Source organism: Burkholderia cenocepacia (genome assembly GCF_014211915.1).
GTDB lineage: Bacteria > Pseudomonadota > Gammaproteobacteria > Burkholderiales > Burkholderiaceae > Burkholderia > Burkholderia orbicola.
Genome location: NZ_CP060040.1, coordinates 2,513,239 through 2,532,490 on the forward strand (window position 1 = coordinate 2,513,239; position 19,252 = coordinate 2,532,490).

Genomic DNA, 19,252 nt, shown 5'->3' on the forward strand with positions numbered 1-19,252 from the left:
CCCGTCGCGCTTATGATGCGGGAACGCCACTGACAGGGTTCCACGCCATGGACGCGCCGCTTCCGCCGATGTCTGCCCCGATTGCCGAAACGGCACCTGAAACCGAAACCGCCGGCGAGCCGCGCGCGGCGCGCGTGCATCGGCCGGTCGCGCTCGTCACCGGCTCGACGTCGGGGATCGGCGCGGCCGTCGCACGGCGTCTCGCGGCCGACGGCTACGCAGTCATCCTGCATTCGCGCAGCTCGGCCGACACCGGGCGGGCGATGGCACGCGAACTCGGCGGCGCATATGTGCAGGCCGATCTCGCCGACGATGCCGAGCGCGTGCGGCTGATCCGCGATGCGCTCGCCGTGCACGGGCGGCTCGACGTGCTCGTCAACAACGCGGGCGCCAGCCGCGTGATTGCGCATGACGACCTCGCGGCCGCCACACCCGACGTGTGGCGCGAGATGCATGAAATCAACGTGATCGCGCCGTTCCGGCTGGTGGCCGAAGCGGAGGCGGCGCTGCGCGAAGCGGCGTCGCACGGGCGGGCCGGGTGCGTCGTGAATGTCAGCTCGCATGCGGGCGTGCGGCCGAAGGGCGCGTCGATTCCGTATGCGGCCGCGAAGGCCGCGCTCAATCACACGACGCGGCTGCTCGCCCGCACGCTCGCACCGGCGATTCGCGTCAACGCGGTCGCGCCGGGGCTCGTCGACACGCCGCTGACCGCCGACTGGACGGACGCGCAGCAGCTCTGGCGCGAGCGCGCGCCGATGCGTCGCGCGGCGACGCCGGACGATATCGCGCAGACGGTCGCGATGCTCGTCGCCTCCGATTACGTGACGGGCGAGATCGTGATGCTCGACGGCGGGTTGAACCTGACTTGATGGGGTGACGGGCGACGGCTGACGCGGTGAACCGGCGGCGCGCGCATCGTATGCGCCGCCGCCGGGGGTTGTTCGAGCGGGCGATCGATCAGCCGAGGTTCGACCGCAGCCGTGCGAGCGCCTGATCGTGCGTGCGCTCGAACTTCAGCGGCGTGACCGAGATATACCCTTCGCCCAGTGCGACCGTTTCCGAATCCGCATCGTCGTCGCGCGGTGCACGCGCGAGCTTCAGCCAGTGATAGTCGATCTCGCGCGGATCGCGTCCCGACACGATCTCGACGCCCTGCAGCGTGCCGGCGCCCTGGTTCGTCACCTTCAGGCCGCGCACGTCGTCGGCCGGCCGCGGCGGGAAATTCACGTTGAGGCACGCGTCGCTGTCCCAGCCGGCCGCGACGAGCCGGCGGACGACGTCCGGTGCATGCGCGAGCGCGGTGCCCCACGGCACCGCGTTGCGATCGGTGAAGGCCTGGCTCAGCGCGATGGCCGGCACGCCGACCAGCATGCTCGTCATCGCCGCGCCGACCGTGCCGGAAAACACCGTTTCGGTGCCGAGGTTCGCGCCGCGATTCACGCCGGACAGCACGACGTCGGGCCGCGCGCCCTTCATCAGGTGGCTGACCGCGATCGCGACGCAGTCGCCGGGCGTGCCGCGCACCGCGAAGCGGCGCTCGCCCTTGCGATGCACGCGCAGCGGTTCGTGCAGGCTCAGCGAATGCGACGTGCCGCTCTGGTCTTCGGCTGGCGCCACGATCCACACTTCGCGGGCGAGTTGCGTGGCGACCTGTTCGAGTATGTCGAGGCCGGGAGCGTCGAATCCGTCGTCGTTGGTGAGCAGGACACGGTCGAACAACGGGCGGGTTGCTTGCATCGGAACGATCCTCGTGAAGGGCAATGACAGGGGAAGTACGGCATGTCGCAAGCCACAAGGCTAGCACTCCGGCGTGAGGGGCGTCGTGTCGCGCCCGTGGCGCCGGTCGGCGCGGACGTGAAAACGGGCGCATCGTGCGCCCGTTCGTCGTGTCGTGGAATGTGCGTGCCGGTGTGGCGGGCCGGAACCGTTCAGCCGAGCAGGTAGCGCAGCAGGCCGGCCGACACGACGCCGACGATGACGGTCGGCAGGATCGACAGGCGCGTCGCCGCGATGAGCGTGATCGCAAGCGCGAGCAGGTCGGCCGGGCGCGTCGACACGAAGGCCGGCGCGATCACCGAGATCAGCACGCAGCCCGGCACGTTCTCCATCACCGACGCCATCCGCGGGCTCAGCGTGCGGTTGCGCAGCAACACGTAGCCGAGGATGCGCGACAGGTAGGTGGTCGACGCCATCAGCACGATCGTCGCGACAGTGCCGAAATCCGGAAGCTCAGGCATCGCGCGGCTCCCACAGCAGTGCGGCGATCAGCCCCGCGCAGGCGCCGGCCGCGACGTACCACGCGCCGGGCAGCGCGAGATGGGTAGCCGCCGCGACGACGAGGCTCACGAACCACGGACCGCTCGCGCGCACCCCTTTCCACATCCCGCGCAGCAGCACCAGAAACACGGCCGTGAACGCCATGTCGAAGCCGTACTGTTCGACGTCGCCGATCGTCGGGCCGACCGCCGCGCCGAGCGTCGTCATCGAGATCCACGTCAGGTAGAGCCCGATGCAGATGCCCGCGTAATAGGGCACGCTGATGTGCGTGGCCGAGCGCTCGCGCGCGTCGGCGAGCGACATCGCCCAGCTCTCGTCGCACATGAAGAACAGCGCGACGAACGCGCGGCGGCACGGCAGGCGGCGGATATACGGCTCGAACGCGGCGCCCATCAGGATGTGGCGCGAATTCACGAGGAACGACATCGCGACGATCAGCGCGATGTGCGGCGGCGACGTCCACAGATGGATCGCCGCGAATTCGGAGCCGCCGCCGAAGTTCAGGCCCGTCATCATCGGCACCTCGAACAGGCTCAGCCCTTTCTGCGCGGCCTGCGCGCCCAGCACCAGCGCGAACGGCACGAAACCCAGCATGACGGGCAGCGCCGCGCGCAAACCGCGACCCATCTCGGCGACATAGGCGGGCTTGTCGCGAAGCCCGGACGACGTTGAAACGCTACTGCTCATCACTCCTCCTTCGGGGGAGGGATTGTCTGCTTTTTTGACTCGAATCGGGTTGCGTTGTCGCCAGATTTTTCTCAAAATTTGGCATCGAACGCGTGATACGCGAATTTTTTGGAATCGGATGCCACATGAAGCTTGACGCTATCGACCGCCGGATCCTGAGCGCGCTGCAGCGCGACGGCCGCATGCAGAACGTGGAACTCGCGCACGAGGTCGGGCTGTCGCCGTCGCCGTGCCTGCGGCGCGTGCGGCTCCTCGAGGAAGCCGGCGTGATCGAGAAATATGTGGCCGTGCTGAACCCGGCGAAGGTCGGCAAGGGGCTGACGATCTTCACGCGCGTGTGGCTGAAGGGGCAGGACGCGGAATCGGTGAACCGTTTCGCCGAGGCCGTCCAGCAGATGCCGGAAGTCGTCGAATGCCACCTGATGGCCGGCGACTGCGATTTCCTGCTGCGCGTCGTCGCGGCCGACATCGACGATTACCGGCGCTTTCAGATGGAATACCTGACGCGCATCCCCGGCGTGCTCAGCGTGAAGACCGACATTCCGATGCAGAAGGTCAAGCTCACGTCGGCGCTACCCACCTGAAGCGGGGCGACGCGCGGGGCGCGTGACGATGCGTCGACGACGAGCGGTCATTGCACGGTGACAATCGCCCGATACACTGACGGAGTGAGTCGCATCGCCTGCATTGCCGGCACGGTCATGCGGTGTTCGATGTGCAAGCAACTAACGGTCAATGCCGACGCGCTCGGCCGAGCGGCGCTGCGTTGCGCGCCGGGTTACGCGTCGCGCGAATGCGTTTCTTCCTGTCGAGCCCTACATGCAGCCATTCAATACGCCGTGGAATTCGCTGGAAATCGTCAAGCTCGTGCTCGGCGTGCTGACGCCGTTGTCGGTCGCGTGTCTCGGCTGGCTCGTCGCGCGCCGGCTGAAGCGGCTCGAGCTCGTGCAGTGGACCAACCAGCGGTTGATCGAGAAGCGGCTCGCGCTGTACGACGCGGTCGCGCCGCAGCTCAATGCGCTGCTGTGCTTCTACACGTGGATCGGCTACTGGAAGGACATCTCGCCGGACGACGTGATCCGCGCGAAGCGCGACCTCGACCGCACGTTCCACATCTACCGCTACCTGTTCGACGACGACGTGTACGACGCATATCACACGTTCATCCACGCGCTGTTCGAGATGCATACGGGGCCGGGCCGCGACGCGCGGATCCGCTCGCTGATCCAGGCGCCCGACGGCGATCGCAGCGTGCACGGTTCGTATGAATGGAAGCCGGTGTGGTCCGAGCGTTTCTCGACCGCGAATGTCGTGTCGAAGGACGACGTGCTGCGGCATTACACGCGGTTGATGGAGCGGCTGCGCGTGGCGCTGGGGGCGACGCGCTGAAGGGTTCTGCGTTTGGGCGCCTCGCGCGTCATGCGGGTATCGAATCCGTCATGGACGGCCGACCGCCTTGAGCGCGCGTGATTCAGGCGAACGAGATCACGAGTGTCTTGCCGCAAGCCGCCGCATACTTGCGCAGCGTATCGACGGACGGGGAGTGCTGCCCCGTTGCGAGCGCGCGCTCGAGTCGGGTAATGGCGGGCGCTTTCGTGCCCATGCGTGCCGCCACATCGGCTTGCGACAAGCCCGCTTCTCGCCGCGCAGCCAGCATCGCGTCGAGCAGCGCGAATTCCTCGCGATTCAATCGTTCGTATTCCGTGCGCACCGCGGGATCGGCCAGTGCCCGCTCACGCAGTTCCTTATACGTTGCCATCTCGAACCTCCTTCAAGCGACGACGCGCGATTTCCAGTTCCTTCAGCGGCGTCCTTGGCGTCTTCTTCACGAAACAGTGGAGCATGACGATTCGGCGTTCGACGATCGCGCAGTAAAACACCCGCGCAATACCTTCCGCGCCTTTCAGTCGCCTCTCATACAGGCCGTTTCCCATCGATTGGGAGTGCGGCTCCCCGAGATTCGGGCCGTACCGTTCCATGCGGTCCGCGAGTGCAAAGTACCGGGCAAGCAGAGTCGTCGGCAATGACGCTACGCCTGCCGCTACACGCTCATTGAAGAACGGGATCTCGTAACCATGAGTCGGCATAGTAACAAATATGTTATATCGATACAAGAACGGTGACCGACCGCGGAAGCGGACACAGGCGGTGGGTCAGAAGTGAGGGGAGTTCGCGACCGTACTTCTTCGGTCGGAGAGATCGGTGGGGAGGTGCGGACCCGAATGCGCTCGGGAAATTCGGGTCCGGAAAGCAGTGTGGCCGAGTATCAGGGTGGACTGGGCGCCAGTAAATCGCGACGGGTTAGTTCCGCCCCGCCATCGCGAGCCGCGCCGCCAGCCCCACGAACACCGACCCCAGCAGATACTGCGGCACTTTCGACGGCCGGCGGCGCGCGCCGATCCGCTGGCTCAGCCGGCTCGCGGAGAGAATCACCGCGCCGTTCACGACGAGTCCGATCAGGTTGAGCACCGTCGCCAGCACGAGAATCTGCACGGCGATCGAGCCCTGCTCGGGCCGCACGAACTGCGGGAACAGCGCGAGCACGAACAACGCCATCTTCGGGTTCAGCAGGTTGGTCGTCAGCCCCTGGCGAAAGATCGTCGCAGTCGAATGGCGACGTTGCGACGCGACGGGCGACAGCGCGGTCGCGTCCGAACGGAACGTCTTCCAGGCGAGATACAGCAGATACGCGGCGCCGGCGAAGCGCACGACGTCATACGCGAGCGGCACCGCGACGAAGAGCTGCGACAGACCGAACGCGGCCGCGAGCGCATGACAGTAGGTGCCGGCCTGAATGCCCGCGAGCGTCGCGAAGCCGGCGCGCCGGCCCTGGCTCACGCTGCGGGACGCGATCAGCAACATGTCGGGGCCGGGCGTGATGGTCAGCGCGAGACACGCGCCGGAGAACAGCGCGAGCGTGGAGAGGTCGATCATGGCAGTCCCTTTTGCTGGTGCGGCGTAAAAGGGAACTCAGTTTAGGAGGGCGCGCGAGGCCGGTCAATCGAGCGAACGGACGATGGCCGGACGGCACGGATCGCGTGCGCATGCATCGCGCATGCGCCGCCTGCACGCCGCTCACCGCTTGCGACAGGCAACCTGATAGTCGATCACGGTGTTCTCGGAAGGCCGGTCCGGCTCGCCGCCCACCGTCGTCACGCCGAGCACGCCGGCCGCATTCCGGTAGCGCAGCGCGCAATATCCGACGCCGGTGCCCGAACATGCTTCGGCTTCGACGATGCCGTGCTTCGCGAGCGTCGCCGCGCCGTCCATCGCATCCGGCTTCTCGCGCGGTCGCAGCGGTTGCCAGCCATGCGCGATCAGGATTCGCCGTGCCACGTCGAGCGGCTTGCCATACACGTTCGGCACGACCGCGCGGCCGTCGCAGAACGCGCGCTCGGCTGCGACGCGGGTCAGCCGCAGGCCGCCGCTTGCTTCATGCAGCTCGCCGACGGGTGCACCGGGGCCGTTGCCGCCCCACACGAGCAGCGCGCCGTTTTCCATGCGGTCGACCGAGCCGAGCTGCCAGCCCGCCTTGCGTGCCGTATAGCCGAGCGCGACGAGCGTCGTGCCGTCGAATACGCCGATATTGCCGTTGCGCACGAAGCAGATCGCGCTCGTGCCGGCGTTGAATCCGCTCGCGAAGGTCACGACCGTGTAGCGGCCGAGCGGCGCCTCGGACGTCACGATCCAGTTGCGCTGCGCGACTTCGCGGCCGGCCGCCGTGGTCGCTTTCGCGCGATATTGCGTGCAGAACGGATCGAGCGAACCGCTTTCAGGCGAGTGCGGCAGCGTGCCGAGCGGCACGAGCGACGCCCCGGCGATATCGGAGGCCGTGCGCAGCGGCTCGGCCGATGCCGTGCCGCCGAACGGGGTACCGGCAAATATCGCGATCGAAACGATCGAAGCAAGATGGCGGGTGAACGGTGAGGCAACGGAAAGAAACACGCGGGCTTGCTCCGGGGAAAGTGGGACGGGCGTGGCAATCGTCTTTTTCGCCCGTCAGTCAAAGTCGCGCGCATCGCCCGGCGGCACGCGCGCGCATTTCATCGCCGACTCAGCCTTTCGCGACCACGTCGATGCGCAGCGCTTCGCCGCCCGCGACGATCGCCAGCAGACGATCGACGTTCGGGTGCGTGCCCGGACGATTGCGCGCGTCGGCCGTATGCTCCGCGAACACCGCGAGGCCGTGCTCGGCCGCTTTCGCGTCGAGCGTGCCGAATGCCTGCTTCAGATAGTGGTACACCGCGAGCGAGCCCTGCTTGCCCGGCTGGTTCTCGATGGTCGCGACCACGTCGCCGTTCGCGCCGACGAGATCGATGCGCGCGATGCCGTCGATGGCCGGCAGTTGCGCGAGGTTGTCCTTGAATACTTCGGTCGGTTGAATCACTGAAAACACTCCGTCGGTTCGGTCATGGGCCAAGGTGCGTGGCCGGCCGTATCTTATCCGATCGGCTTGGGCGCGCCGGCCCGCGTGCCCGCGCCGGCCGTGCGCCACGCGAGCGCCGCGCCCGCGAGCGGCAGCATCGCAACGCCGAATACCGCGCCGATCATCCGCGCCATGTTCTCATGTTCATCAGCGACGCCGCGTGCGGCGTCATGACCGTCCGGTACCGGTCAGCATGCCCGCCTCGCGCGAGCGCTCGATGTCGGGGCTGCGATACGCGTGTTCGGGAATCTCGGCGAGCCGCGACGCATGCACCTGCCGCGGCGCCAGCCCGTAGAACTTCTGGAAACTCATGATCAGCGGCGACCACTTGTCCGGATCGATGCGATCCGGATGACCGTCCATCAGCAGGTCGGGATGCGCGTGCACGCGCTGGATGCGCACCTCGAACACGCGGATGCGGCCGCGCAGGTCTGGCAGGTCGTCGCCGATGCCGTGCGTGGCTGCGACGACCGCCTCCATATGCACCGGGCATTCGAGCGCGCGCGGCGGTGCGACCGTGTGCGACGCGGCCTCGGTGAACCCGGCCGTGCCGAACTTGTCGGGTTCGAATACGTAGCCTTTCGCGCGCTTGCCGTCGGGCACCGGGTACGTGCCGGTCGTGCGCGCGATCCGGTCGACCGCGTCGGCCTGCGCCGACGACGGCAGGTTCAGCACGCATTCGCCGGTGCGCAGCAGGTTGCGGGTGGTCTGCGAGCTGGCGGCGATGCCGATCACGCCACGCCAGCCGAGCCAGAACGCCGACGAGATCGGCGCGAGATTGGCCGTGCCGTTTTCGTTCAGCGTGCTCACCAGCACGACGGGCGTGCCGAAGTACAGGATGTTCGGTTCGGTGACGCAATGCGGCGCATTCATGGTCGAGTCCTTCGTTGACGGGATCGGTTCCCATGCTGATCCCGTCGCGGCGGCGCGGCGCTCCGAATCTTGTCGTGTCATTCCCGAAGGCGCACAAAAGAGGGCCGGCGCCGCGCCGGGCCGAGCCGGCAGCACCCGGCCTTTTCCGCTACAGTAAGAAATCGAAGGCCGCACCCGCCCGCATCACGCCGGCGCGTGCAGTCACGTTCCGCCAACGCACACGAGGGCCTGATGGACACCGAGCAACGCTACACCGCCAACGCGCCGACCCGCGCGGAAGTCGACGCACTGGGCGGCGCAACCGTCATCGAATTCGGCGCGAACTGGTGCGGAATCTGCGCAGGCGCGCAGCCCGCGATCACGGCGTCGTTCTCCGCGCATCCTGCCGTGCGACACCTGAAGATCGAGGACGGCCCCGGCCGTCCGCTCGGCCGCTCGTTCGGCGTGAAGCTGTGGCCGACGCTGGTCTTCCTGCGCGATGGGGTCGAAGTCGCGCGCGTCGTGCGCCCCGCCGACGCGAAACAGATCGAAGCCGACGGCTTCGCCGCGCTGGCCTGAGGTCATGGCGATGCAACAGGCCATCACGCACGTCGGCGTCGATACGCGCGGCAGCGGCCTCGTCGAAGTCACGCCGCAGGTGCGCGCGTTCGTCGACCAGCAGGCGATCCGCACCGGCCTGCTCACCGTGTTCTGCCGCCATACGTCGGCGTCGCTGCTGATCCAGGAGAATGCGGACCCGTCGGTGCAGCGCGATATCGAACGCTATTTCGTGACACTCGCGCCCGAGGACGACACGCGCTACGAGCACGACACCGAAGGCGCCGACGACATGCCCGCGCATCTGCGCACGGCGCTCACGCAGGTGCAACTGTCGATCCCGGTCGAGCACGGGCGCATGGTGCTCGGCACGTGGCAGGGGATTTATGTGTTCGAGCATCGCCGCGCGGCGCACCGGCGTGACATCGTGCTGCATCTGATCGGCGAATAAGCGAGCAGACGAGCGGACGGAAACGCGTGACGCCGCGCTCAGGCGAGCAGCTTCTCGACGAGCGTGCCGAGCTCGCGCAGGTGAACCGGCTTCGGCAGGAACGCGTCGAACACCCGCTGGTTCTCGCGCAGCGCGGCCGATTCATACGCGCTGACGCCGAGGATCGCCGGATGCCGACCGTCGTCGTCGGGTTGCGCCATGGCGCGAATGCGCCGCGCCACGTCGAATCCGCTCAGGTCCGGCAGTTCGAGATCGAGCACGACGAGATCGTAGCGGCCCGTACCGAAGCGCGCGGCGCCTTCCTGTCCGGTGCCGCACAGATCCACCTCGAGGCCGAGCGCCGACAGCATCGCGCCGAGCGTTTCGCGTGCGTTGTCGTTGTCGTCGACTACCAGCGCGCGCCGGCCGCGGTGCGCCGGTACGGCCGGCAGCGCGGGCACGTCGCCAGCCGCGGTGCCCGCCGTATCGGCGCCCGGCACTTCGACCGGCAGCGTCACGACGAACTCGCTGCCTTCGCCGACCACGCTACGCACGTCCACATGCCCGCGCAGCGTCGTCACGATTTCGCGCACGACCGCGAGCCCCATGCCGATCCCGTCGACGTGCAACCCGACTGCGTCGTTCGCGCGATAGAACGGCTCGAAGATCTTCGACAGATGCTGCTTCGCGATGCCGGCGCCGGTGTCGCGCACGGCGATCCTCACCTGCTGGCCGGCCGGCGCGTCGGCGAGCGTGATCGCCACCGTGATCGAGCCGCCGGTCGTGTACTTGACCGAGTTCTCGATCAGGTTCGACAGTACCTGTCGCAGCAGCTTGCGATCTGAGCAGATCGCGAGGCCGGCCGGCTCGACGTGCTGCGTGACCGTGATCCGTTTCGTCGCGATCCTCTCGCGCAGCGGTTCGAGCACTTCGGCAAGCAGCGGCGCGATGCCGACGGTATCGAGTTCGGCGACGCGCTTCGTCGAGCGTAGCTTGATGTAGTCGGTGAGGTCCTTGACGAGCGCCTCCAGCGACAGCGCGGAATTCTGCAGCCGCCGGATCGTCTTCAGGTTCGCATCCGATTGCGGGCGCGCGAGCAGGATCTCGATCGATCCGCAGATCGCCTGCAGCGGCGTGCGCAGCTCGTGGCTGACCATCCCGAGGAACGCGTTCTTCGCCTCGATCATCTCGAACGCGCGGTCGGACGCCTTGCGCTCCGCATCGAGCGCCGCGTTTTGCCGCTCCAGCAGATCGTCGCGCGTGCGCATCGTATAGAACAGCAGCAGGAACAGCGCGCACAGGATCACGCCGAGCACGATGCCGAGGATCAGGATCGCGCGCTGCTTGTCCTTCAGTTGATGGAACGTGAAATCGCGCTGCGCCATTTCGATCGCGCGGAAGTAGTTCGCGAGGCCGTTGACCTTCGGCCAGTACGCGTTGACTTCATCGATCACCTGACGCGCCTGCTTCGGCGAGTCGCGCAGCAGCGGCACTTCGCGTTTCAGGCGCGTCATGAATTCGCCGAGCGCGTCGATCTCGTTGCGCGCGCGCGGGATGCGCAGCCAGTATTGGGACACTTCCGACGGCCGCTGCAGGAACCCGAACGACACCGACAGGCTGTCGAGCTGCATCTGCAGGTGATCGAAGTCATCGTCCTCGCGCGTCGCGTAGAGAATCAGCTGGCGATCGAAGCGGGTATACACGTTGCGGTATTGCGCGGCGGTCCAGAACACGCCTTCGCGCGGCCCCTCGAGCACGCCCTCGTTGACCGAGGTGGCGAGGAGATCCCACAGCAGGAACGCCCACGCGGCGAACCCCATGATCCACAGCGAGCCGAGGACCAGGATGATCTTTCTATTTTTCCATCGCCGCCGCGTCATGTCACTTCACGGTCAGACCGATGATCTGCCACGCGAACTTCGCTTCGCCGAGCGGCGTCTTCAGCTCGTCGGGATACTGGTCGCGCGGATACATGATCCACAGCGGGCCGTAGTTGTCGTTGCCGAGCACCTTGCCGTTCATCGTCCGCGCGAGGATCACGCCGTACTTGGCGGCATCGGATACGGGAATCGTGAACGTGTATTCGTCGATGCAGCGGAATTCGATCTGCGTGCCGTGCGCGCCGACCGTCTTCAGCACGTCGGACAGGCGCGGCCCGGTGAAGGTCGCTTTCGGCGTCCAGCTCGTCGACGTGACGATCGTATGCTGCGGCAGCGCCATTAGCGCCTGCTCGGAAAAGACGTAGGTCATTTTCCCCTGTTGGTTGCTCTTGCTGATCTTGCCGTCGACGGTAAACGTGAACGACGACGCGGCCCACGCCGCGACGGTCATCCCGAGCAGGCAGGCCGTCAGCAGGCTTTTGATCCAGATGGTTGAAACGCGCATGTCTTTCCCTCGGTCTGGTGGTGCGGGTAGCGGGTTGTCGTTCCGGCCGCGGTTTCCGGTTCTCAGTTCGCGGCCGACGCCGCCGGCAGCGTGAGTTTCAGTTCGCGGGCGACTTCCGCGAACAGGATCGGCAGGCGCACCGGCTTTTCTTCGCAGCGCGCGTTGTAGTGCGACACGATGTGCGCGATTTCGTCCTCGCTCGCTTCGCCGGTCGAGATCTTGCCGGTCAGCAGGAAGATCGGCGCGCCGCTGTTCTCGCTCGAGCGGATGCCGCGCACGAGTTCGGCGGCCGTCTGGTCGCCGAGCATCCAGTCGAGGATGTAGCCGTCGAAATCCTCGACTTCCAGCGCCTTGCGGAAGCTCGCGCCGTCGAAGTACGGAATCGCGTTCACGCCTTTCTCGATGAAATATTCACAGACCGTTTCGGCGACGTCGTGCGAATCGTCGACCACGGCGATCCGCGCCGCGTACACGTTCGGCTGCGCCGAGCGCAGCTCGATCAGGTCGACCGGATACGTGCGGCCCTCGCGTGCATGCTCGCGCTCGGTGACGATCCATTCGCCCTGCCACTGCAGCGCGACGAAATCCGTTTCGATCTGGCTGGTGGCCTTCGTCGAGATCGCGGCGCGGCAGCGAAAGCGCTTCGACTCGATCACGAACGTCGCGTCGATCATCTCGGCCGCGGCCGGCTGCGTGCCCTTGTCGTCGAGCAGGATCGCGGGCGGCACGCCGAAGTGCGTCGCGATGTCCTGCAACTGCGACAGGTTCCACGGAATCAGACCTTTCATCTTGCGCGTGACGACCGAGAAGCTCAGGCCGAGCACGTTCGCGATCGTCGTGTTGTGACTGCGCGGCGGAATGCCGTTCCGGTTCAGGAGATCGCGCACCTTGTTGGCGGTGATGAGATCGACGTTGGCCTGCTCGGTGGTGGACATCTCGATGGGGTCTCCAGGGGTTTTGGCGAGGGAGAGCATATCAAAGCTGACGCGTCACGCAAACTTTAAAGACGCGAAGGACCTTGACATGCCATTTTTCTCCATTATTATTGCTCACCACGTCACTATTGTTTTCCGCGTCATGTTTGGAGATCGATCCCGGCATAGTCGGGTCAGCGAAAAGCGGCAGCAATGAAATAGTGACGGAACGATTCGAAGAGAGAACCTGAGAGAGCCTAGGACTGCGTGTCGGCGTGGGCGGATGGAATTGTATCCGCTGCGCCGCGCGCAACCAGGTACGAGCTCACGGGGTGGGATAGCTCGAAGAATTGCGGCGCCAATAAAACTTGAGGAAAGTACCAAATGTATCGCCGTTTACTCGCACCGGGGCTGCTGTTGCTGTTGGCCGCGTGCGCGCAGGATCCGTCGGTGACTGCCGGCACGGTACGGATCTGCGACGACACCGGTTGTTCCGATCGCCCTAAAGATCAGGTCTCCTATCAAAAAAGGGACGATGCGGAAGACCGGGACGATCCGCGCATCGCCGCGCTCAAGCAAACCGCGAAGACCCAGCCGAAGGCCGCCTACGACCTCGGCCTGCGCTATTTCCGCGGCGACGGCGTGCGCCAGGACAGCTACCAGGCGCTCAAGTGGATGCGCGAGGCGGCCGAACGCGGCGACCTGAACGCGCAGAAGGCGCTCGGCAGTTTCTACCTGTTCGGCCTCGAGGAAATGGGCTCGGATGCGCGCGAAGCGGAGAAGTGGCTGTCGATCGCGGCCGCTCGCGGCGACAAGGAATCGAAAAAGCTGCTCGATCTCGCGCGCAAGGCGAAGAAAGAGGACGAAGAAGACTGGAAATGGCGCACGCAATGGCGTGACACCTATTACGGCTACTGGTACTCGGGCTATCCGTACTACGGCGTCTGGCAGCAGACGTACTGGTACTACTGACCGGGCATCGCAACGGGGGCAGCCGCGGGGAGACCACCATCGCGCGCCGCGCCGGGGGGCTTATCGAAGTTCGCACGGACACATAAGCCGAACAACGACTCTAATCGATCGACAACGACAATGAAGACCAACCTTCTCCAACGTCTCACTCAAGGTGCGCTGGTGGCAGCGCTTGGCGCGTCCGTCGCGGGTTGCGGCGGCGTGGTGACGCCCGGCGGGCAGAACGCCGGCGTGACGGGCGCCGCGGCTGGCGGCGCGAGCGCCGGCGCCGATTCGCAACTGCAGCGCTGCACGTCGCCGCTCGGCACGATCGCGGTCGACGACGGCCGCAATGCCGACTGGTGGGGCCAGTTCGGCAGCGCCACCAAGGTGACGAGCATCGATCCGCTGCTGCGGCTGGCGGTGCAGCAGTCGAACTGCTTCGTGATCACGTCGATCGGCAACCAGAAGAGCGACGCACGCCTGTCGCGCATCACGCAGCTGCAGCGCAACTCGGGCGAATACCGCGCGGGCTCGAAGCAGCAGAAGGGCCAGCGCGTCGCGGCCGACTACTACATGGAGCCGCAGATCGTGATCAACGATTCGCCGATCGGCGGGATCGGCAGCATGATCGGCGGGCTGATCGGCAACAGCGCGGTGGCGGCGGTGGCGGGCCATCTGCAGACGAAGGCGTCGGTGGTGACGCTGACGCTGTTCGACGTGCGCTCGGCGGTGCAGATCGCGGCGTCGGAAGGCAGCTCGACGGCGACCAACTACGGCGCGGCGCTGGGCGGCTTCGGCGGCGGCGTGGGTGGTGCGCTGGCGGGCTTCTCGTCGACGCCGGAAGGCAAGGCGACGGTCGTCGCGTTCATCGATGCGTACAACAAGATGGTCGTCGCGCTGCGCAGCTACAAGGCGCAGGACGTCAAGGGCGGGCTGGGCCGCGGTGGCCAGCTGCAGGTCAACTGACGTCGTCGGGCCGGCGGGGGGCGCCGGCCGATGGCTGATTCCCGATGTCTGATTCGTGATTCGTGAGGGTCGGTGCGCGCGGCACGATGCGCGCGCACTGGCTGCGTTCGTCCTGTTCGTTCGGAAGGTGATCCCGATGAAAGCCGTTGCACTGATTGCATTGACTTGCCTGGCGCTGACCGCTTGCGGCGGCGACGACAATTCCTCGCCCGCCGCGTCCGGCGGATCGGGCACGACCAACAACGGCGGCAGCGGCGGGACCGGCGGCACCGGTTCGGGCGGCACGGGTTCCGGCGGCAACGGCGGTTCGGGTGGCTCGGGCGGCAGCACGCTGACATGGCGCTACGAGGCGCAGCCTGTCGCGGCCGACAAGGCGAGCTTCCTGACGCTGATCAACAACGAAGGCGCGAAGGGCTATCGCTATCTGGGCGACTACTTCTACACGGCGGGCAACGGCGGAACGCAGTCGATCTTCGTGAACGACGGTACCGCGCAGACCTACACGTACCAGTTGCAGGCGGCGCCGGCCGACATGACGTCCTTCGTCAACGCGGCCAACGCGCAAGGGGCGAGCGGCTACCGCTACGAAGGGCCGCTCACGTACGGCGATCTCTATCGCAAGGATGGCGGTTCGTCCGCCACCTACACGTACACGACGACCGGCCTGCCTGCCGATGCCAACGCGTTCCTCACGCAGGCGAACGGCCAGGGCCAGTCGGGCTACTGGTTGCTCGGCCCGCTGATGGTGGGCGCCGTGCAGGCGAACGTGTACATGAAGAACAACGCGTCGAACGCGACCTATACGTACGACGCGCTGGCGCCGACGTCGACCGTCAACGACTTCATCGCACAGGCCAACAGCGAAGGGGCGAAGGGTTATCGCGCGAAGGGCGGCATGGCATTCGGCACCGCGATCTCGTGGATCTACGTGAAGGATCAGACGCAGTCGCCGACCTTCTCGTACGAGTCGGCCGCGATCCAGTCGACCGGCGCGAGCTTCGTGCAGCAGGCGAACACGTTCGGCGCGCAGGGCGCCGCCTATCTGAGCGATATCGCGCTCGGCTCCCCCGCGCCGGTGATGGCGTCGTTCTATTTCACGCCGAAGAACTGCACGGGCTTCCTGTGCACGACGCTGAATCCGCTCACGCAGAACTGAGCGCACGCGCAACGAAGGCGGCCCGGCCGGCCGTCGCCGTTGCGCATCACGGCGCGCCGCCCGGCGCGCGCGATGGCGGCCCGCGCATCGCCGGCCGCCGGCTTTTCCCCTGTTCGGGCGGCTGCTGCGTGGCGGTCGTGCGACCGGATTTTCGGTCGAGTTCCAAATATCTACTCAATTCAGTTTGACTTGTACTAAAAGAGTCGAGCTCGACTGATTTTCGATGCACCGTTTGGCATGATCGGTGCACGTTCATTTCCAAAGCTCCAGCACGATGCAGGCGCTCGCCTGCCGGAAGGTGCATTTCCCCCTCCGCCCGCGAAGCCGCTCCGTGCAGTGTCATGCCAAACAGCACGCTCCAGTCCATTCGTCGCTACCAGAGCATTTCGATGTTCGGCGGCGGTATCGTCGTGACGATCCTGATCCTGATCGCCTGCGGGCTCGGGATGGCGTCGATCGTCTACGGCTACCTGAATGGCGAGCGGCGCAATTTCGCGAACGGGATGGAAGAGACGTTCGACGAGATACAGGTGAGCGAGACGTCGTTCCGCAACGGCGTCGCGAATACGCAACTGATCTGGCGCGAACTGGGCCCGGCGCCCCGCCGGATCGTGAACGATTTCTTCGACAACAACCAGCAACTCGCGATCACGCCGTATCCGTCGCTCGTGGTGGGCGTGCCCGGACAGACGGACGCGCGCGCGGAGGTCGCGCGCTATCTCTCGTTGTCGTTCATCCTGTCGCGCATCTGCGCGGCCAGCTCGCTCAATCGTGGGCGTGTGCTGGAGGGCTATCACTACAGCACGCGCACGGGCCTGTTCGGGCTCGTGCCGCATCTGTCGCGCGAGAATCCCGCGCTCGCGACGCCGGCCGCGCGTGCGGGCGTGCTGGAAGCGCTGCGGGTCGACTTCGCCGAACCCCGGTCGGCGTCTTCGCCGGCCCAGCCGCGCGTGCACTGGCTGCCGCCGTACGTCAATCCGGTCACCGGGCGCACGCGTATCCGGATCGCCGCCGAGGCCGTCGCGGAAGGCGAGCCGTTCGCGGTGCTCGTGACCGAATATGCGCCCGACTACCTGCTGTCGTGGCTCGCCGAGCGCACGTCGGAAGGCACGTTCTTCATCACGACCGCCGACAACCGGCTCGTCGCGATGGATCCGGCAGCCGCGGCGGTTCCCGGGCTGGCCGGGCGCCTGCTCGGGCTCGACGTCGCGCATGCGGGCACGGCTGCCGGCGCGCCGCTCGTGCGCGACGGTTTCGTCGTGTTCCGGGGCGCGCTCGGCAAGACCGGCTGGACGATCGCGTATGCGCTGTCGTGGTCCGATATCGCGTCCGGCATCGGTGTGCAGGCGGGTGCGCTGGCCGCTTCGACGCTGGTCGCGATCGCCGTGATGTGGTGGCTGTTGATCCGCTTTTTCCGGCGCGTGTTGATTCCCGTCTACGCACGTTCGCAGCGCGTGTTCGACAGCGAGGATCTGTGTCGTCACGTGGTCGAGATGGCGCCGGTCGGTATCGGGCTCGTGTCGCTGGCCGACCGGCGCATCATGCTCGCCAGTACCGCGCTGACCGAGATCGCCGCTCGGTTCGGCGGCGATCGGGCGGCGTTGTCGGAGCAGATCGTCGACCGTTACGAGGCTTTCCTGTCGAGCGGCGGCGCAGACGGGGCGATGCGCGTCAACCTGCTGATGGACGTCCCCGGTGCGGGCATGGATGCGGAGCCGATGCATCTCGAGGTGATCGCACGCGGTGCGCGCTACCAGGGCGACGTGGTGCTGATCGCGGCCGTCGTCGATGCGACCGCGAAGCAGCAGTTCGTGCGGAAGCTGGAGGAGGCCGTCCGCGCGGCGGATTCCTCGAACGCCGCGAAGTCGTCGTTCCTCGCGGCGATGAGTCACGAGATTCGGACCCCGCTCAACGTGATTCTCGGCAATCTCGAGCTGCTTTCCCGCTCGGCGCTGGACGCATCGCAGCAAAGCCGCGTCCAGACATTGCGCACGTCGGCCGAGGGCCTGCTCGCGATCGTCAGCGACGTCCTCGATTTCTCGAAGATCGAGGCGGGCGCGATGTCGGTGGAGTCGATCGAGTTCGACGTAATGGCGGTGGTCGAGCGCGAGCTTGCCGCGTTCGCACCCGTCGCGAAGGCGAAAGGACTGCAATTGCTCGCGGAAATCGACGCGTGCGGCGCGCAGCGCATGCGCGGCGACCCGACGCGGCTCGGCCAGGTGTTCGCCAACCTGCTGAGCAACGCGATCAAGTTCACGAGCGAAGGGCGGGTAACCGCGCGGCTGTCGGTGCGCCGCGACGCGCACGGCGTGTCCGGGCTCGCGCTGGAAGTCGAGGATACCGGCATCGGCATTCCCGACGAGCAGCGACAGAAGCTGTTCAAGGCGTTCTCGCAGGTCGACGCGTCGATCACCCGGCGCTACGGGGGCTCGGGTCTCGGGCTCGCGCTGTGCGACCGGCTCGTCACGGCGATGGGCGGTGCGATCTCGGTCGTCAGTGCGCCCGGGATCGGAAGTCGTTTCACCGTGCGCCTGCCGCTGGGCACGGAGATCGACGCCGATCCCGCGAGCGGCGCCTTCGCCGGCCGTACGCTGATCCTCGTCGCCGCCGAGAACGCGTGGCGCACGTTTGCACGGCCGCATCTCGAACGCTGGGGGTTCGAGGTCGTCGTCCATCGCAGCCCGACGCAGATCGCTGCCGCGAGCCGCGCGCGCGCGCACGCGATCGTGCTGTTCGGCGACTCCGATACCTGGCGCCGGGCGGAACTCGACAGCCTGCACGCGGGGGCGGCGCCAATCGTGTTCGCGACGCCGGACGGGCCGCTTCAGCCGTACGTCGCCGGCACGACGATTCGCGTATCGGGTTATTCGCTGACCGGGTTGCTGGCCGCGATGACGCTTGCGGCGGCCACGCCCGGCGAACGATGGGTCGTGCCGGAGGACGGTTACGCCCGCCGGAAGGACGCGCGCGGCGAGCGTCCGTTGCGCGTGCTGCTGGCCGGCGATCCGGCGTCCGGCAGTTCGATGCTCCGGGAGCAACTCGATGCACTGGGGTGCACGGTCGCCGAGACGAGGCGCGGCGACGCGGTGCTCGACCGGTTGGCGTCGTCGTCATGGGACATGCTGCTGCTGGGGGGCGATTTGCCCGACATGCGCGCGTCCGCGCTCGCGCAAGCCGTTCGCGAGCGCGGGCTGTCATGTGTGGTGGTGGCCGTCGTATCGTACCTGATGCCGGACGATGCCGATCGCTATGCGGCGGCGGAGGTCGCGCAGATCATGACGATGCCGGTCACGCTGGCGCAGCTGAAAGCCGTGCTGACCCGGGTGGCGCGACGGCAAGGGGCGCATGCCGGGTCGCATGCGTCGCGGGACGAGAGGGTGTCGTGAAACGCGGGCGCGCGGGCGGTGTTCGATCCGCAACGGTAGCGAACGACAAGAAGAAACTCGCGTGTCAGAAATGGAAGGCAGACGTGTCGCGCTGGCGCACCGGCGTGCACGATATTGAATCGACTGAAGGGGAAGGCCGTGCGCTATATGAATAGGGTGTTCAGGCTGCTGCTCGGATTTGCGATATTACCGGAGAGATCGAAGAAGGACTTTCTGACGAAGATGAACGAATTCCTGATCATGTCGCCGTCGCAAAAACGG

At 66.7% G+C, this 19,252-nt stretch carries 21 protein-coding genes; 9 read left to right on the plus strand and 12 right to left on the minus strand.

Annotation, left to right across the window (positions count from 1 at the left end):
* Window positions 1-47: 47 nt before the first annotated feature.
* Window positions 48-869, plus strand: coding sequence for an SDR family NAD(P)-dependent oxidoreductase (locus SY91_RS27625; protein ID WP_023477214.1), 822 nt, complete (start codon window positions 48-50; stop codon window positions 867-869).
* Window positions 870-957: 88 nt separating this feature from the next.
* On the opposite strand, the gene surE is transcribed toward SY91_RS27625, so the two are convergent.
* The 3 genes from surE to SY91_RS27640 form a co-directional block, all read right to left on the minus strand.
* On the minus strand, window positions 958-1,737 hold the full coding sequence (surE, locus tag SY91_RS27630; RefSeq protein ID WP_023477215.1) for a 5'/3'-nucleotidase SurE: 780 nt from the start codon (window positions 1,735-1,737) through the stop codon (window positions 958-960).
* Window positions 1,738-1,928: 191 nt separating this feature from the next.
* Entirely contained in the window at window positions 1,929-2,237 is a 309-nt protein-coding gene (locus SY91_RS27635) for an AzlD family protein (protein WP_023477216.1), read from the minus strand.
* The gene (locus SY91_RS27640) at window positions 2,230-2,964 is read right to left on the minus strand and encodes an AzlC family ABC transporter permease (protein ID WP_023477217.1); all 735 of its coding nucleotides are present in this window, start codon (window positions 2,962-2,964) and stop codon (window positions 2,230-2,232) included. The genes SY91_RS27635 and SY91_RS27640 overlap by 8 nt, the downstream gene beginning before the upstream one ends.
* Before the next feature lie 125 nt (window positions 2,965-3,089).
* Here SY91_RS27640 and SY91_RS27645 point away from each other — a divergent pair, with 125 nt between their 5' ends.
* Both SY91_RS27645 and SY91_RS27650 read left to right on the plus strand, forming a co-directional pair.
* The gene (locus SY91_RS27645; protein ID WP_006486309.1) at window positions 3,090-3,548 is read left to right on the plus strand and encodes an Lrp/AsnC family transcriptional regulator; all 459 of its coding nucleotides are present in this window, start codon (window positions 3,090-3,092) and stop codon (window positions 3,546-3,548) included.
* Window positions 3,549-3,783: 235 nt separating this feature from the next.
* Window positions 3,784-4,353 (plus strand): hypothetical protein, encoded by a 570-nt coding sequence (locus SY91_RS27650; protein ID WP_011548437.1) that lies wholly within the window; start codon window positions 3,784-3,786, stop codon window positions 4,351-4,353.
* Between the two features lie 82 nt (window positions 4,354-4,435).
* Here SY91_RS27650 and SY91_RS27655 read toward each other — a convergent pair whose 3' ends face one another.
* The 6 genes from SY91_RS27655 to SY91_RS27685 all read right to left on the minus strand — a co-directional run bounded on the left by SY91_RS27655 (window position 4,436) and on the right by SY91_RS27685 (window position 8,263).
* A complete protein-coding gene (locus tag SY91_RS27655; RefSeq protein ID WP_012338842.1) occupies window positions 4,436-4,723 on the minus strand; it encodes a helix-turn-helix domain-containing protein in 288 nt (95 codons plus the stop codon).
* The gene (locus tag SY91_RS27660) at window positions 4,710-4,988 is read right to left on the minus strand and encodes a type II toxin-antitoxin system RelE/ParE family toxin (protein ID WP_310642881.1); all 279 of its coding nucleotides are present in this window, start codon (window positions 4,986-4,988) and stop codon (window positions 4,710-4,712) included. Before SY91_RS27660 ends, SY91_RS27655 begins: the two co-directional genes overlap by 14 nt.
* 277 nt (window positions 4,989-5,265) lie before the next feature.
* Window positions 5,266-5,898, minus strand: coding sequence for a LysE family translocator (locus tag SY91_RS27665; RefSeq protein WP_023477219.1), 633 nt, complete (start codon window positions 5,896-5,898; stop codon window positions 5,266-5,268).
* Between the two features lie 141 nt (window positions 5,899-6,039).
* Complete coding sequence (locus tag SY91_RS27670) at window positions 6,040-6,909, minus strand: hypothetical protein (RefSeq protein ID WP_023477220.1); 870 nt, start codon at window positions 6,907-6,909, stop codon at window positions 6,040-6,042.
* Between the two features lie 109 nt (window positions 6,910-7,018).
* Window positions 7,019-7,351, minus strand: a complete 333-nt coding sequence (locus SY91_RS27675) for a DUF2322 family protein (RefSeq protein WP_023477221.1) — start codon at window positions 7,349-7,351, stop codon at window positions 7,019-7,021.
* 207 nt (window positions 7,352-7,558) lie between these two features.
* Window positions 7,559-8,263: a flavin reductase family protein gene (locus SY91_RS27685; protein WP_023477223.1), complete on the minus strand. Its 705-nt coding sequence runs from the start codon at window positions 8,261-8,263 to the stop codon at window positions 7,559-7,561.
* 231 nt (window positions 8,264-8,494) lie between these two features.
* Between SY91_RS27685 and SY91_RS27690 the strand changes: the two genes are divergently transcribed.
* Window positions 8,495-8,821 carry a thioredoxin family protein gene (locus SY91_RS27690; protein ID WP_006485487.1) on the plus strand — a complete coding sequence of 109 codons (327 nt, stop codon included), beginning with the start codon at window positions 8,495-8,497 and terminating at the stop codon, window positions 8,819-8,821.
* Window positions 8,822-8,831: 10 nt separating this feature from the next.
* On the plus strand, window positions 8,832-9,251 hold the full coding sequence (locus tag SY91_RS27695; protein WP_043888223.1) for a secondary thiamine-phosphate synthase enzyme YjbQ: 420 nt from the start codon (window positions 8,832-8,834) through the stop codon (window positions 9,249-9,251).
* 38 nt (window positions 9,252-9,289) lie between these two features.
* Here the strand turns inward: SY91_RS27695 and atsR are convergent, their stop codons facing one another.
* The 3 genes from atsR to SY91_RS27710 form a co-directional block, all read right to left on the minus strand.
* Window positions 9,290-11,110: a hybrid sensor histidine kinase/response regulator AtsR gene (gene atsR / locus SY91_RS27700; protein ID WP_023477225.1), complete on the minus strand. Its 1,821-nt coding sequence runs from the start codon at window positions 11,108-11,110 to the stop codon at window positions 9,290-9,292.
* Window position 11,111: 1 nt separating this feature from the next.
* Window positions 11,112-11,615, minus strand: a complete 504-nt coding sequence (locus SY91_RS27705; protein WP_023477226.1) for a molybdopterin-dependent oxidoreductase — start codon at window positions 11,613-11,615, stop codon at window positions 11,112-11,114.
* 62 nt (window positions 11,616-11,677) lie between these two features.
* Window positions 11,678-12,550, minus strand: a complete 873-nt coding sequence (locus SY91_RS27710) for a response regulator (RefSeq protein ID WP_023477227.1) — start codon at window positions 12,548-12,550, stop codon at window positions 11,678-11,680.
* Window positions 12,551-12,913: 363 nt separating this feature from the next.
* On the opposite strand from SY91_RS27710, the gene SY91_RS27715 reads away from it, so the two are divergent.
* The 4 genes from SY91_RS27715 to SY91_RS27730 all read left to right on the plus strand — a co-directional run bounded on the left by SY91_RS27715 (window position 12,914) and on the right by SY91_RS27730 (window position 18,991).
* The gene (locus SY91_RS27715; protein ID WP_023477588.1) at window positions 12,914-13,501 is read left to right on the plus strand and encodes a tetratricopeptide repeat protein; all 588 of its coding nucleotides are present in this window, start codon (window positions 12,914-12,916) and stop codon (window positions 13,499-13,501) included.
* A 120-nt stretch (window positions 13,502-13,621) separates the two neighbouring features.
* On the plus strand, window positions 13,622-14,449 hold the full coding sequence (locus SY91_RS27720; RefSeq protein WP_034175555.1) for a hypothetical protein: 828 nt from the start codon (window positions 13,622-13,624) through the stop codon (window positions 14,447-14,449).
* A gap of 136 nt (window positions 14,450-14,585) precedes the next feature.
* Window positions 14,586-15,605, plus strand: coding sequence for a hypothetical protein (locus tag SY91_RS27725; RefSeq protein ID WP_043888005.1), 1,020 nt, complete (start codon window positions 14,586-14,588; stop codon window positions 15,603-15,605).
* Between the two features lie 341 nt (window positions 15,606-15,946).
* Entirely contained in the window at window positions 15,947-18,991 is a 3,045-nt protein-coding gene (locus tag SY91_RS27730) for an ATP-binding protein (protein WP_043887999.1), read from the plus strand.
* The last annotated feature ends 261 nt before the right edge of the window (window positions 18,992-19,252 follow it).

Bases quoted from the DNA above. Each gene is read 5' to 3' on its own strand.
- SY91_RS27625 (WP_023477214.1), top strand. From the start codon at position 48: ATGGACGCGCCGCTTCCGCCGATGTCTGCCCCGATTGCCGAAACGGCA.
- surE (WP_023477215.1), bottom strand. From the start codon at position 1,737: ATGCAAGCAACCCGCCCGTTGTTCGACCGTGTCCTGCTCACCAACGAC.
- SY91_RS27635 (WP_023477216.1), bottom strand. From the start codon at position 2,237: ATGCCTGAGCTTCCGGATTTCGGCACTGTCGCGACGATCGTGCTGATG.
- SY91_RS27640 (WP_023477217.1), bottom strand. From the start codon at position 2,964: ATGAGCAGTAGCGTTTCAACGTCGTCCGGGCTTCGCGACAAGCCCGCC.
- SY91_RS27645 (WP_006486309.1), top strand. From the start codon at position 3,090: ATGAAGCTTGACGCTATCGACCGCCGGATCCTGAGCGCGCTGCAGCGC.
- SY91_RS27650 (WP_011548437.1), top strand. From the start codon at position 3,784: ATGCAGCCATTCAATACGCCGTGGAATTCGCTGGAAATCGTCAAGCTC.
- SY91_RS27655 (WP_012338842.1), bottom strand. From the start codon at position 4,723: ATGGCAACGTATAAGGAACTGCGTGAGCGGGCACTGGCCGATCCCGCG.
- SY91_RS27665 (WP_023477219.1), bottom strand. From the start codon at position 5,898: ATGATCGACCTCTCCACGCTCGCGCTGTTCTCCGGCGCGTGTCTCGCG.
- SY91_RS27685 (WP_023477223.1), bottom strand. From the start codon at position 8,263: ATGAATGCGCCGCATTGCGTCACCGAACCGAACATCCTGTACTTCGGC.
- SY91_RS27690 (WP_006485487.1), top strand. From the start codon at position 8,495: ATGGACACCGAGCAACGCTACACCGCCAACGCGCCGACCCGCGCGGAA.
- SY91_RS27695 (WP_043888223.1), top strand. From the start codon at position 8,832: ATGCAACAGGCCATCACGCACGTCGGCGTCGATACGCGCGGCAGCGGC.
- atsR (WP_023477225.1), bottom strand. From the start codon at position 11,110: ATGACGCGGCGGCGATGGAAAAATAGAAAGATCATCCTGGTCCTCGGC.
- SY91_RS27705 (WP_023477226.1), bottom strand. From the start codon at position 11,615: ATGCGCGTTTCAACCATCTGGATCAAAAGCCTGCTGACGGCCTGCCTG.
- SY91_RS27710 (WP_023477227.1), bottom strand. From the start codon at position 12,550: ATGTCCACCACCGAGCAGGCCAACGTCGATCTCATCACCGCCAACAAG.
- SY91_RS27715 (WP_023477588.1), top strand. From the start codon at position 12,914: ATGTATCGCCGTTTACTCGCACCGGGGCTGCTGTTGCTGTTGGCCGCG.
- SY91_RS27720 (WP_034175555.1), top strand. From the start codon at position 13,622: ATGAAGACCAACCTTCTCCAACGTCTCACTCAAGGTGCGCTGGTGGCA.
- SY91_RS27725 (WP_043888005.1), top strand. From the start codon at position 14,586: ATGAAAGCCGTTGCACTGATTGCATTGACTTGCCTGGCGCTGACCGCT.
- SY91_RS27730 (WP_043887999.1), top strand. From the start codon at position 15,947: ATGCCAAACAGCACGCTCCAGTCCATTCGTCGCTACCAGAGCATTTCG.